General features: G+C 61.1%; 11 protein-coding genes, 1 tRNA gene and 1 pseudogene. 9 read left to right on the top strand and 4 right to left on the bottom strand.

Features of this window, described 5'->3' with window-relative positions; genetic code table 11:
- Nucleotides 1-280: 280 nt before the first annotated feature.
- The 4 genes from TRM7557_RS07095 to TRM7557_RS07080 form a co-directional block, all read right to left on the bottom strand.
- A tRNA-Arg gene (locus tag TRM7557_RS07095) sits at nt 281-357 on the bottom strand.
- A 143-nt stretch (nt 358-500) separates the two neighbouring features.
- On the bottom strand, nt 501-1,886 hold the full coding sequence (locus tag TRM7557_RS07090) for a sensor histidine kinase (RefSeq protein ID WP_058289522.1): 1,386 nt from the start codon (nt 1,884-1,886) through the stop codon (nt 501-503).
- 15 nt (nt 1,887-1,901) lie between these two features.
- A complete protein-coding gene (locus tag TRM7557_RS07085) occupies nt 1,902-3,320 on the bottom strand; it encodes a dihydrolipoyl dehydrogenase family protein (protein WP_058289521.1) in 1,419 nt (472 codons plus the stop codon).
- A gap of 3 nt (nt 3,321-3,323) precedes the next feature.
- A complete protein-coding gene (locus tag TRM7557_RS07080; protein WP_058289520.1) occupies nt 3,324-4,061 on the bottom strand; it encodes a TVP38/TMEM64 family protein in 738 nt (245 codons plus the stop codon).
- A 385-nt stretch (nt 4,062-4,446) separates the two neighbouring features.
- Between TRM7557_RS07080 and rpmH the strand changes: the two genes are divergently transcribed.
- The 9 genes and pseudogenes from rpmH (at nt 4,447) to TRM7557_RS07035 (ending at nt 12,081) form a co-directional block, all read left to right on the top strand.
- On the top strand, nt 4,447-4,581 hold the full coding sequence (gene rpmH / locus TRM7557_RS07075; RefSeq protein ID WP_005980833.1) for a 50S ribosomal protein L34: 135 nt from the start codon (nt 4,447-4,449) through the stop codon (nt 4,579-4,581).
- A gap of 35 nt (nt 4,582-4,616) precedes the next feature.
- Entirely contained in the window at nt 4,617-5,132 is a 516-nt protein-coding gene (gene rnpA / locus TRM7557_RS07070; protein ID WP_058289519.1) for a ribonuclease P protein component, read from the top strand.
- Nucleotides 5,133-5,278: 146 nt separating this feature from the next.
- Nucleotides 5,279-5,527 (top strand): annotated as a pseudogene (gene yidD, locus TRM7557_RS07065) (membrane protein insertion efficiency factor YidD); the annotation flags it as partial.
- A 163-nt stretch (nt 5,528-5,690) separates the two neighbouring features.
- The gene (locus TRM7557_RS07060; RefSeq protein ID WP_058289518.1) at nt 5,691-6,449 is read left to right on the top strand and encodes a DUF4344 domain-containing metallopeptidase; all 759 of its coding nucleotides are present in this window, start codon (nt 5,691-5,693) and stop codon (nt 6,447-6,449) included.
- A 32-nt stretch (nt 6,450-6,481) separates the two neighbouring features.
- Nucleotides 6,482-7,369, top strand: a complete 888-nt coding sequence (ttcA, locus tag TRM7557_RS07055) for a tRNA 2-thiocytidine(32) synthetase TtcA (RefSeq protein WP_058289517.1) — start codon at nt 6,482-6,484, stop codon at nt 7,367-7,369.
- A gap of 66 nt (nt 7,370-7,435) precedes the next feature.
- Nucleotides 7,436-8,974, top strand: coding sequence for a putative bifunctional diguanylate cyclase/phosphodiesterase (locus TRM7557_RS07050; protein WP_058289516.1), 1,539 nt, complete (start codon nt 7,436-7,438; stop codon nt 8,972-8,974).
- Between the two features lie 177 nt (nt 8,975-9,151).
- A complete protein-coding gene (gene yidC / locus TRM7557_RS07045; protein WP_058289572.1) occupies nt 9,152-10,948 on the top strand; it encodes a membrane protein insertase YidC in 1,797 nt (598 codons plus the stop codon).
- A gap of 112 nt (nt 10,949-11,060) precedes the next feature.
- On the top strand, nt 11,061-11,717 hold the full coding sequence (yihA, locus tag TRM7557_RS07040; protein ID WP_058289515.1) for a ribosome biogenesis GTP-binding protein YihA/YsxC: 657 nt from the start codon (nt 11,061-11,063) through the stop codon (nt 11,715-11,717).
- A 1-nt stretch (nt 11,718) separates the two neighbouring features.
- Nucleotides 11,719-12,081 (top strand): DUF2946 family protein, encoded by a 363-nt coding sequence (locus tag TRM7557_RS07035; protein ID WP_235811421.1) that lies wholly within the window; start codon nt 11,719-11,721, stop codon nt 12,079-12,081.
- The last annotated feature ends 52 nt before the right edge of the window (nt 12,082-12,133 follow it).

Genomic DNA, 12,133 nt, shown 5'->3' with positions numbered 1-12,133 from the left:
AACAGTCATCAGCAAGCTTACGTTCTGCTGCGCTCGGGGCCATCTTCTGCGCGGCGCAGAGCGCCCCATCGGCTTTGTGAGACCGGGAAGGACACGACCACTCGAAGGATCCATGCTCTGCTTGCCCAGACAGCAAGGCAGCCTCTGCGCTGACACAGACTGACATAGAAAAGCAAACTGGACATTCATTCCACATATTGGAAATGTGCGTCGCTGGATGAGATTTGTAAGATGCGGCCCTTAGGCCTGTTCTGTCGTGCTTACCCCGGAGGGAGGACAGTGGCGGACCGAGGAGGATTCGAACCCCCGACCCCTTGATTCGTAGTCAAGTACTCTATCCAGCTGAGCTATCGGTCCACTGTGGAGCCGGTGTCTAAGGCTAGTCCGGAGGAGTCGCAACCCCCAAAACGCAGTTTTCTGTAGTTTCTCGAAGATAAATTCCAAATCCCCCGCAAACCCCTTATTTTTATGGCTCCGCGCATTTGTCTTTTCTTCAAGCCTCAGAGCGTGCCGTCGCCTTTGGGCAGGCAGACCTCAAACACCGTGCCCTCAGCCCCCGTACAGCCCAGCGCCAGCGACCCGCCGTGGCCGCGCGCCAGCTCTGCCGCGATGGCCAGCCCCAGACCAGAGCCCCCTTTGCGCGCGCCCCCCTGAAACGGGGTGAACAGATTATCCTGTGCTTTCTTCGGCAGGCCCGGCCCATTGTCGGTGACCAAAATCCACCAGGCGCTGTCGTCTTCGCGCAAGGACACCGCAATGCGCCCCTCTTTGCCCGTTGCCGCTATGGCTTGCCGGGCATTGCGCACAAGATTCATCACAATGCGGAAGATCTGTTCCTTGTCGCCGCGCAGGGTCGATCCGGCAGGCACCTGATTGAGGATCTCAACGGGCGCATCTTTGGCGGCCAGTGTTTCGCTTTCGGCGATGTCATCAATGACCTCATGCAAGGCCACCAAAGAGAAGGTCGGCGCGGGTTCTTCGGCGCGGCCAAAGGCCAGCGTGCCCTCGCACAGCGACACCGCGCGGGTGATGGAATTCACCAGCTTCGGCGCCAGCCGCCGCACCAGCGGGTCCTCGGACATTTCAATGCGGTCGGTGAACAGCTGGGCCGAGGTCAGGATATTGCGCAGGTCATGGCTGATCTTGGCCACGGCTCCGCCCAGCTGCGCCAGACGTTCTTTTTGTTTGAGCGCCTGAGTCAGTTCGGTCTGCAGGCTCAGCAGTGCCTCTTCGGCTTCGCGCAGCTCGCGCACGCCTGCATTGGGAGTGATGATCCCACGGGCGTCTTCGGGCGCGCGGGCATAGCGCTGCATATGGCCCACCACGCCTTTGATTGGTTTTACCAGCACCATTCGCACCGCCCCAAACAGCAACAGCGCCGTCAGGACCGAGATCACCGCCGAGAGGAACAGAATACGCAGACCATAATCGATCATCGCCGCCCTCAGCGGGCCGGTTTCCATTGTGACCTCGATCAACAGACCCGCCTCGCGTACCGGTGCGCCAATCACCCGGATCACCTGCTCTTCGGGCGTGACCAGCCGCATCATCGCATCGCGGATCAGCATCATGGCGCTGCCCATACGCAAGTCAAACGTGTCCCCAATGGGTTTCGGGATGGGCGAGGACAGCACCAGCTGGCGCATCTCATCGCGGCGCAAGACCACGTTAAAGACGCCCGCATTGGCCAGAAGCTCGGCTTCCAGCTCGGTCTCCAACATGTCATCCGCCAGCAGGGCCAGCGACGCAAGCTGCGCCCGTTCCAGCCGGTTGTTGAGGTAATCCAGCCGGAACCGCGACACCGAAGGCACAAAGATCAGGATCTCGGCCAACATCACGAAAACCGTGGTCAGAATCAGGAAACGGCCCGAAAGCGTGTTCAGCATGTGGCGTCGCCCCCTCTAGGGCAGCCACTTCTGAACAAAGCGTACCACCCGTTTGACCCGGTCACTCTCAAAGAGCCTAGGCGTGAAATACGCGCCCGCAACCCGTTTGTTAAGCTCTGCTATGGTCGGATATGGCGCAACCATGCCGGCAATTTGTCCCATCTTCAAGCGGTTGGCGATGGCAAGGGACCAGGTGGCGATCAATTCCCCCGCCTGATGGCCCACAATCGTTGCCCCCACGGGGCGTCCTTTGACCACCATCACCTTAATAAACCCGCGCGTCTGGCGTGTCGCAATGGCGCGGTCATTATGGGAATAATCAAAGCGCGCGATCTCCAGCGCATCGCCATGCGCATCGCGGGCTTCTGCCTCGGTCAGGCCAACCTGTGCCAGTTCCGGGTCGGTATAGGTGGCACGGGGGATATGGGCGGTCTTGGCCTTGGCGGGCAGGCCAAACAGGATCGACCGGATAATGACACCCGCATGATAGCCCGCCATATGGGTGAACTGCCCCTGCCCTGCCACATCGCCAATGGCATAGACGCGGGAATTGGAGGTGCGCAGGCTGGCATCGACCCGAATGCCCTGCGGCGTGGTCTCCACCCCCGCGCGGCTCAGGTCCAGCCCTTCGGTATTGGGGGCACGGCCCACGGCGACCAGCAGATGACTGCCCCGAAGGGCTTCGCCGTCGCGGGTCTGCACAATAATATCGTCGCCCTCCTGGCGCACCTCATCGGCAAAGGTCTTCTCGCGGATCGATATGCCTTCGCCGCGCAGCGCCTCGATGACAAGGCTTGCAGCTTCCGGGTCATCCCGGCCCAGCGCTTTGTCGGCCTCGATCACCGTGACCTCGGACCCCAAACGCCGATGCGCCTGCGCCATCTCCATGCCAATGGGGCCGCCACCAATGATCAGCAGGTGTTTGGGCTGTTCGCGCAGCTCCCACAGGGTTTCATTGGTGAGGTAATCCACCTCTGCCAGCCCTTTGATCGGCGGCACAAAGGCATGCGATCCGGTGGCAATAACAATGCGGCGCGCGGTGATGCGGTAATTCCCGGCCTCCACCTCGCGGTCCGAGACAAACTTGCCCATCTCGCGGATGACCCGCACACCAAAGCCTTCAAACCGTTCCTGACTGTCCACCGGCGCAATGGTGTCGATCACGTTCTGCACATGGTCCTTGGCCCCGGCGTAATCCACCTGCGGCGCGCCATCGGCCACACCATAGGCCGCAGAATGCCCCTGCGCATGGGCCATATGGCCGCTCGCCAGCAGCGCTTTGGAGGGCACACATCCATAGTTCAGGCAGTCGCCGCCCATTTTATGCCCTTCCAGCAGGACAACATCCGCCCCCATCTGGCTGGCCCCCGCCGCAAAGGACAACCCGCCCGAGCCCGCACCAATGACCAGCACATCACATTTGATCGCCTCCATGGCTTATGCCTCCTTCTGGCCGCGCAGGGCCTTGATAATGATCGGCAGCACCGCCAGCGCACAAAGGCCAAGGATCGGACCCATCACATGGGGCTCCCACAGAAGGCTTAGGTCAGGGCTTTCGCCGCGGGCAAAGACCTCGCCCAAGCCCACACCAATCCAGGTAAAGACAATCGCGCCGGGGATGATCCCCACAGCCGTGGTCCAGAGGAAATTCAGCGGCTTCACGCCCACCAGCGCAGGCAGCAGGTTGGCCACAAAGAACGGCACCGCCGGCACCAGACGCAAGAGCAGCAGAACTTCGATTTCATTGTTGCGCAACGCCTCGCGCAGGGACTGAATGCGCCCCTCGGCGGTCTCCATCCGGTTGGCTAGGGTCTGACCCAGCCCCAGACGCGCGGCGGTAAAGATGGCAAAGGCCCCGATCGTCGCCGCCGTCACATTAAAGAAGGTGCCCATGCCCAGACCAAACAGGAACCCGCCGGTCATTGACGCCACCGCCGCGCCGGGCAGGGAAAACGCCACCATCACCACATAGATCGCCACAAACACCGCCGCGATCCCGACATAGTTCTGATCGCGGAACGCAATCAGCCATTCGCGATTGTCGCGCAGGGTCTCAAAGGACAGAAGATCCCCCAATGTGAAGGCCCCCACCACGGCAACAGCGGCAATCGCCACCAGCGGCAGATGCCGCATCAGGGATTTTGGCGGGGTCTGGCTTTCGGGCAGATCGCTCATATCATATGTCCTTATCAACGGGGCCTCAGCGCGGGAGAGGGGCGTTTCTGTGTGCTACCTTGAAAATGGGACCGGGGCGAGCGCTTGCCCCCTGCCCTCACGCGGCCTTGAAGCAGGCGCCGGTTTTCGTGAAGATCGCAGGCGATTCTGTCACATTCGGGCACATTCCCCCCGGTTTTGTTGCAAAACCCCTGTGCCGCGCGGGTCTGACACCGGTTTGGCCAAAGTTTTTTGACAGAAATATTGCAGGTTTGCCCGAAATCGCGGGTCAGGGGTTTGACAGTCCGGGGAATGGGTCTTATGCACCGGGCTTCGAGATAGACCCTCTGGGTAGCGATTCCGCACACCCAGATGACGTAACACAACCAAACTGGAGACCGGAGCGATGAAACGCACCTATCAGCCTTCGAACCTGGTTCGCAAACGCCGCCACGGCTTCCGTGCGCGCATGGCAACCAAAGCTGGCCGCAAAATCCTGAACGCACGCCGCGCACGTGGCCGTAAGTCCCTGAGCGCGTAATATACGCCTGCTCGGACTAACGTTCGGAACTTATCATGAAACCGCCGGAGGGTCCCATGGACGGCAAAGCCGCAACCGGGAGCACCCCTCCGGCGGTTTCTGATTCCACTTACGTGGAAAAACCCCGCGACGCCAAATATGTCGCCGCAAAACGTCTGCAACGCGCGCCTAAAGTGCGCGGCGGCGTTGAACTTCTGACCAAACGCTCCGAATTCCTAGCCTGTGCGCGCGCCCGCAAACAGGGGGTGAAGTCGATGATGGTGCAGGGCCGCGACCGCGGCGATGATGCGCCGTTGCGGGTTGGATTTACCTGCTCCAAAAAGGTTGGCAATGCAGTGGCCCGCGCCCGCGCCAAACGCCGGATGCGTGAAGTGGCGCGTCTGGTGCTGCCGACCCATGGCAAACCCGGCTGGGACTATGTGCTGATCGGCCGCGCTGAACAGACCGACACCCGCGACTTTGAAGCGCTGCAGCAGGATCTGATCTTTGCCCTGAGAAAGATCCATTCGGGCACCACATCAAGACCCCCCAAAAAACCGGGCCGCAAGTAGCACCCGGCACAGCGCAGGTGCTCCCGCCCGTCGTCTGATCCTCTGACGAGGATCGCCGCCCGTTGGGCCAAGCGCCGCTGGCGCGGCGCGGTTGCGTCTGTGGTCCACGCTTGCCCCAAGAGCCCCCGCGTCTTATGTGGAACAGCATGACACCGCTGGCCTATTTCTTTTCGCTCCCTGTGCGCGCCTATCGGCTGATCTTCAGCCCCTGGGTGGGGCACAACTGCCGCTTTCAACCCACATGCTCCGCCTATTCGCTGGAAGCGCTGGAGCGTCATGGGGCGATCAAAGGCGTCTGGCTGACCCTGCGCCGCCTCGGCCGTTGTCACCCGCTGGGCAGCTCTGGCTATGATCCCGTCCCCGGCGCCGACCCTGAACACGACCGCGCAAAACGGGCAGGGAAAACACGCCCAAACGGTGATGCCCCCCCGAAGGAAGGCCCGAAGACAGGCCCGCAGACAGGCCCGAAGAAACACAAAGGCTGCGGTTGCTGCTAGGCGCTGTTGCCTCGCCCGTGCTTTCCGTGCAGCCTGCGGCAAAGGAAAACCGGGGGCAGACATGCTGAAACATCTGAAAGTCGCAAGCGTATTGGCCTGTTTGGGGGGCTTTTCCTTAGGGACGCTGCCTGCCCTAGCGGAAGACCAAAGCGAGACCGACGCTTTTGTTGAGGCCAATATCCTCGGCATTTTTTACCACGAGCTGGGTCACGCCCTGATCGACATCGAAGGCCTGCCGATCTTTGGTCAGGAAGAAGACGCCGCCGATGTGGCCTCGATCTTTCTGATTGATGCCCTCTTCGAGGAAGAGGCCGCGCAGGAGATGGCCTGGCACGCCGCCCTTGGCTTCTGGGCCGAAGCCGAGACCCACGGCCACACCGACATTCCCTGGTGGGACGTCCACGGCCCCGACGCCCAGCGCTTTTACAATACCGTCTGCCTGTTCTACGGCGCCGATCCCGAGGCGCGCGCCGATTTTGCCCGCAACCTCGACCTGCCCGAAGACCGCGCAGACACCTGTCCGGAGGAATTTGATCAGGCCAATCACAGCTGGGGCGCGGTTCTGGACGACATTGGCGAACGCGGTGCGGGCAACAGCCTGACCTTCACCGGCGCCCGCGATGAGGACGCTTCGCTTGCGGAACAGCTGCTGGCCGAGGAGGTCGATTTCCTGAATGAAAACCTGACCCTGCAGGATAGCCTCACCGTGACGGTCGAAAGCTGCGGCGAGGCCAATGCCTTTTATGACCCCAACACCACTGAGGTCATCTTCTGCACAGAGTTCGAAGACCACCTGTACAGCCTTGCACAAGACCTCTAGCCAGCGCGCGCAGGCTGGGGTAAGGGGCGGCCATGCTTGATGATGATCTGGACGATATCCACCCGCTGTTTCAAGGCGCGCCGAGCTCTACCGAGTTCAAGAAGCTGCGCAAACGCATCGTACGCTACACGCGCGAGGCGGTGGAACAGTACGGCATGGTGGAAAAGACCGAAGACGGCAAGCCGCCCAAATGGCTGGTCTGCCTGTCGGGGGGCAAGGACAGCTATACCCTGCTGGCGGTTCTTTATGAACTGAAGTGGCGTGGCCTGCTGCCGGTGGATCTCGTGGCTTGCAATCTGGATCAGGGCCAGCCCGGATTCCCGGCGACGGTACTGCCGGAATTCCTTGAAAAGATGGGCGTTCCACATCGCATCGAATATCAGGACACCTATTCCATTGTGATGGACAAGGTCCCACAGGGGCGCACCTATTGCGCGCTCTGCTCGCGTCTGCGCCGTGGCAATCTGTATCGGATTGCGCGCGAAGAGGGCTGCTCGGCTGTGGTGCTGGGCCATCACCGCGACGACATTCTGGAAACCTTCTTCATGAACCTGTTTCACGGCGGCCGTCTGGCCACCATGCCGCCGAAACTTGTTAACGAAGAGGGCGATCTGTTCGTTTTGCGCCCGCTTGCGCATGTTGCAGAGGCAGATTGCGAAAAATTCGCCAAATCTATGAATTACCCGATCATTCCCTGTGACCTGTGCGGCAGTCAGGATGGGCTGCAACGCCAGCAGGTAAAGCAAATTCTGGATGGATGGGAATCAAACAGCCCCGGTCGACGCCAGGTGATGTTCCGCGCGCTTATGAATGCGCGCCCCTCGCATCTTCTGGACCCGAAACTGTTCGACTTCGCAAATCTGGCGCGAAAAAACAGCGACGACCCCACAGAATCCGAAGAAATCCCCCTAATCCGTTAACTCTCCGGTCAGACCCAGCCCCTAGGGTAACCCTCAAGCCAAATTCGGCGAAGGGAAAGGTCCGACATGAAATACCCGAGCACTCGTTTTCTGCAGCGCATCAAAACTTTGATGTCGCAGGCCGTGTTCGGCCCAGCTGCCTTGGCTTTCCTGCCGGCGCTGACATTGGGGACTTTCTGGCTCGGGGGCGAGGTCGCGCTGATCGCTGCCGCCCTTGGCCTGCCTATTCTGGTGGTCGTCCTTCCGCATCTGCTGCACAATGGCGGCAGCGGTGGGCCCAAACAGCTGACCGATCTGCCCGGCTTGGACCGGTTTAAGGGGGCGTCTGCCGACACCTTCGAACAGACTCGCGACAATACGATGAAGTCCGCGATGCTGATGCTGGAAATCGATGAGTTTGACGATTTCCTTGATCTGCACGGCGCTGCCGCTGCGGATGCGGTTCTGCAACGCTGCGGTGACCGGATTGTCTCCACCCTGCGCCAACGCGACGTTGTGGCCCGTGTTGACAAAAACCGCTTTGCGGTCTGCCTGCACCCGGTGCTGCAGTTGGATCTGGAACTGGCCATTCAGATGGCGGGCCGCCTTCAGGCCGCGCTGGAAGAGCCGATCTCGATTGATGGCACCTCTGTCTTTATCACCACGTCAACCGGCATCTGCCTGCGCCACCGTGCGCCGGGCGACACGGTGGAGGACTGGCAGAACGCAACCGAAGCCGCCCTGCAGGAGGCCAAGGCCGTGGGCCCGGCGGGTGTGCGTGTCTTCAGCGGGGCCGCCACCCCGCAATCCACCGGCAAGGACCTGCGCGCAGAGGTGGCTCAGGCGCTCGACAGCGGCATGATCCAGGCCTGGTTCCAGCCGCAGGTCTGCACCGACACAGGCCGTGTTTCAGGGTTCGAGGCGCTGGCCCGCTGGGCCCACCCGGTCAAAGGTCTGGTGCCGCCATCGACGTTCCTGCCCGCACTGGAAGAATCTGGCCTGATGCAGAAGCTCAGCTGCCATATGGTGACCCAGTCGCTGACCGCGCTGAAGTCCTGGGATGCTGCCGGTCTGGATGTGCCCTGCGTTGGCGTCAACTTTGCCACCGACGAACTGCGCGATCCGGGGCTTGTGGACCGCATCCGCAATGAACTCGACCGGTTTGACCTGACCCCCGACCGCCTGTCGGTGGAGATTCTGGAAACCGTGATGACCGATCAGCCCGACGATATGATCACCCGCAATATCACCGCACTTGGTGAACTGGGCTGCCGCATTGATCTCGATGATTTTGGCACCGGCCATGCCTCCATTGCCTCGGTCCGTCGCTTCCGCGTCAGCCGCATCAAGATCGACCGTTCTTTTGTGGCCAAGGCCGACCATGACCCCGACCAGCAAAAACTGATCGCCGCAATCCTGACCATGGCCGAACGTCTGGATCTGGACACCCTGGCCGAAGGCGTTGAAACCGTGGGCGAACATGCGCTTCTCGCGCAGCTGGGCTGCGGCCATGTGCAGGGCTTTGGCATTGGCCGCCCCATGCCCTTTGACCAGACCATCGACTGGACTGTCGCCCATGAGGCCAAGCTTCAGGATGCCCCGGCCATTGGCTCGCGCAGCTCCTGATCGCGCCCTTTTCCGCACAGTCCCGACCCAGTCCCTACCTTGGCCCTGCCCGCGCGGCCGTTCAAAATAAACGGAAACCGCCCCCCTTCAGACCAGATCCGCCCCCTTTTCCCTTGACCTTTGGGGCTGAGGTCTGTTGAACCACCCTGTCATTGCATGCACGAGGTGGCTGTCCAGATGGACGATCAGAATAGAAATCTTCTTCTCGCAACAGTGCTGAGCGGCGTAGTGCTGCTGGGCTGGTCTTATTTCTTCCCGGCTCCCGAGCCGGTCGAGGCGCCCGAAGCCGTTGCAACCGAAACCGCGCTGAACGCGCCCGCAACCGCGCCGCAAGCGCTGGCTGCCGGTGACGCAACCGCGCCCCAATCGGAAACATCCGAGGCCCCGCGTCTGGCGATCGAGACCCCGCGTGTTGAGGGCTCCATTTCCCTCAAAGGCGGTCGCATCGACGACCTGCGCCTGAAAGACTACCGCGAGACGCTGGACGAGGAATCCCCCATCGTCACCATGCTGCGCCCCGCAGGCGAAGCTGACGCCTATTACACGCTTTATGGCTGGGCCCCCGGCGCCGGTCTGGGTCTCGATGATGTGCCGAGCGCAAACACCATCTGGTCCGCACCCGCAGAGGCGACCCTGACCCCCGACAGCCCTGTCACCCTTAGCTGGGACAATGGCAAAGGCCTGACCTTTACCCGCACGGTGTCCATCGACGACAACTACATGTTCAACGTCACCCAGAGCGTCCAGAACGGCTCTGGCGCGACGGTGGCGCTGGCGCCTTACGGCACCATTGCCCGTCATGGTGAGCCCAGCGATCTGATGAACTTCTTCGTCCTGCACGAAGGCGTTGTGGGCATGGCGGATGGCGAACTGGCCGAGATGGATTATGGCGACATGACCGATTTCGACCCGGATCCGCGCGACGGCTCCCAGTCTGAAATCACCGCTGTCACCGAACATGGCTGGATCGGCTTCACCGACCACTATTGGATGTCGACGCTGATCCCCGCCGAAGGCCAGCCCTTCCGCGCCATTGCCAAATATGACGCGCGCCGCGACATCTATCAGACCGACACCGTGCTGCCGACCATGACGCTGGCCGCTGGTGAGACCGCTGAGGTCACCACCCAGCTGTTCGCCGGTGCCAAGGAATGGGCGACCATCCGCAACTATGAACGCGGTGGGATCTATGGCTTCCTCGACTCCATCGACTGGGGCTGGTTCTTCTTCCTGACCAAACCGATCTTTGCGGCGCTGCACTACATCAACGCCTATATCGGCAATATGGGTCTGGCGATCATTGGTCTGACCATCCTGATCAAGCTGCTTGTCTTCCCGCTGGCCTATAAATCTTATGCCTCCATGGCGAAGATGAAAGAACTCCAGCCAGAGATGGAAAAACTGCGTGAACGTGCAGGCGATGACCGCCAGCAGATGCAGAAAGAGATGATGGAGCTGTACAAGCGCGAGAAGGTCAACCCGGCCGCGGGCTGTCTGCCGATCCTGATCCAGATCCCGATCTTTTTCTCGCTCTACAAGGTGATCTTTGTCACGCTGGAGCTGCGCCATGCGCCGTTCTTCGGCCCGTTCCAGGATCTCTCGGCCCCGGACCCGACCTCGCTGTTCAACCTGTTCGGCCTGCTGCCGTGGGGCGCGCCCGCACCGGAAAGCATCCTTGCGCTGGCCTTCATTGGCATTATGCCGATCCTTCTCGGGATCTCCATGTGGCTGCAGCAAAAGCTGAACCCGGCGCCCACCGATGAAACACAGGCGATGATCTTTGCCTGGATGCCGTGGGTCTTCATGTTCATGCTGGGCAGCTTTGCCTCTGGCCTCGTGGTCTACTGGATCTGCAACAACGTGATCACCTTTGCCCAGCAATATCTGATCATGCGCAGCCATGGCTACACGCCGGATATCTTCGGCAACATCAAGGCAAGCTTCCAGAAGAAGCCCAAAACCGAAGAAAAGTAAGTCTCCCTGCCGTGATGACACAACAAACGCCGGGCCACGTGCCCGGCGTTTTCCTTTTTGATTGTTTGCCGCGACCGCGCGGTGTTATGACCCGTTAAAACGAGAGTACGTGATGCAGATTCAATTCCCCCTCGCAGAAGAGCCCGATGACCTGTCCAAAGAGGCAGGCCGCAAGCTGTTTGCCCGCGAATCGGAGTTCGTCAAAGGTGTGGTCGCCATGTCCGGCCTGCCCGACGCCGACCGGATCGAGGTCTGCTTTGCCGGCCGCTCGAACGTTGGCAAATCCTCCCTGATCAATGCGCTGACCGGCACCAAAGGTCTGGCGCGCGCGTCGAACACGCCGGGCCGCACGCAGGAAATCAACTATTTCACCCAAGGCCCCGACCTCTATCTGGTTGACCTTCCGGGCTATGGCTATGCCAATGCGCCGCTGGCGGTGGTGGAGAAATGGCAGCGCCTGCTGAAACAGTATCTGTCCGGCCGCCAGACCCTGCGCCGTGCTTTCGTGCTGATCGACAGCCGCCACGGGGTGAAAAAGGTCGATGAGGAGATCATGAAGCTCCTCGACAGCTCGGCTGTGACGTTTCAGTGCGTGATGACCAAGGCGGACAAGGTCAAAGCCGCCGAACGCCAGAAGGTCATCGACCAGGTGCGCGCCGCCCTGTCGAAGCACCCCGCAGCCTATCCCGAGATCGTCCTGACCTCCTCAGAAAAAGGCGACGGCGTTGCCACCCTGCGCGCCATTATCAACGGTTTGCGCGAGGAATAATTTGAAGCGTCTTGCCGCATACTGCCTGCTTCTGGCGACACTGGCCGCGGGGATGATCCCCGCAGGCTGGATGCCAGCCCAGACAGACGGCAAGATGCTTTTGGTTCTCTGTACCACAGACGGGGTGCAGGAAACCTGGGTCGACATTGACGCCAGCGACGAACACGCCCCCATGGGCGAGCAGATGGAGGACCGTAGCTGTCCTTTTGCCGCACCGGTCCATGTCGCCCTTCTGCCCAGCGCAGAAATCCCCCTGCCCCGTATGCCCGCCCTTGCGGCCCAATGGGCACAGATGGGGTTCACCCATCACACGGCAGGCTTTCACTGGCGCTATGACGCGCGCGGCCCGCCCGCCTTCTCCTGATCTGAAACAACACACCCTGATTTGACCGGCCCAAAGGGACCGGACCCTGTTT

Origin of the sequence: Tritonibacter multivorans (assembly GCF_001458415.1) — a bacterium.
Classification (GTDB): Bacteria; Pseudomonadota; Alphaproteobacteria; order Rhodobacterales; family Rhodobacteraceae; genus Epibacterium; species Epibacterium multivorans.
This window is presented reverse-complemented; position numbering and strand designations above follow the sequence as displayed.

What these genes read in the sequence shown, in the direction of transcription:
- TRM7557_RS07080 (WP_058289520.1), bottom strand. Translation starts at nt 4,061, where the DNA reads ATGAGCGATCTGCCCGAAAGCCAGACCCCGCCAAAATCCCTGATGCGG.
- TRM7557_RS07050 (WP_058289516.1), top strand. Translation starts at nt 7,436, where the DNA reads ATGAAATACCCGAGCACTCGTTTTCTGCAGCGCATCAAAACTTTGATG.
- rpmH (WP_005980833.1), top strand. Translation starts at nt 4,447, where the DNA reads ATGAAACGCACCTATCAGCCTTCGAACCTGGTTCGCAAACGCCGCCAC.
- TRM7557_RS07085 (WP_058289521.1), bottom strand. Translation starts at nt 3,320, where the DNA reads ATGGAGGCGATCAAATGTGATGTGCTGGTCATTGGTGCGGGCTCGGGC.
- TRM7557_RS07060 (WP_058289518.1), top strand. Translation starts at nt 5,691, where the DNA reads ATGCTGAAACATCTGAAAGTCGCAAGCGTATTGGCCTGTTTGGGGGGC.
- TRM7557_RS07090 (WP_058289522.1), bottom strand. Translation starts at nt 1,886, where the DNA reads ATGCTGAACACGCTTTCGGGCCGTTTCCTGATTCTGACCACGGTTTTC.
- ttcA (WP_058289517.1), top strand. Translation starts at nt 6,482, where the DNA reads ATGCTTGATGATGATCTGGACGATATCCACCCGCTGTTTCAAGGCGCG.
- yihA (WP_058289515.1), top strand. Translation starts at nt 11,061, where the DNA reads ATGCAGATTCAATTCCCCCTCGCAGAAGAGCCCGATGACCTGTCCAAA.
- rnpA (WP_058289519.1), top strand. Translation starts at nt 4,617, where the DNA reads ATGAAACCGCCGGAGGGTCCCATGGACGGCAAAGCCGCAACCGGGAGC.
- yidC (WP_058289572.1), top strand. Translation starts at nt 9,152, where the DNA reads ATGGACGATCAGAATAGAAATCTTCTTCTCGCAACAGTGCTGAGCGGC.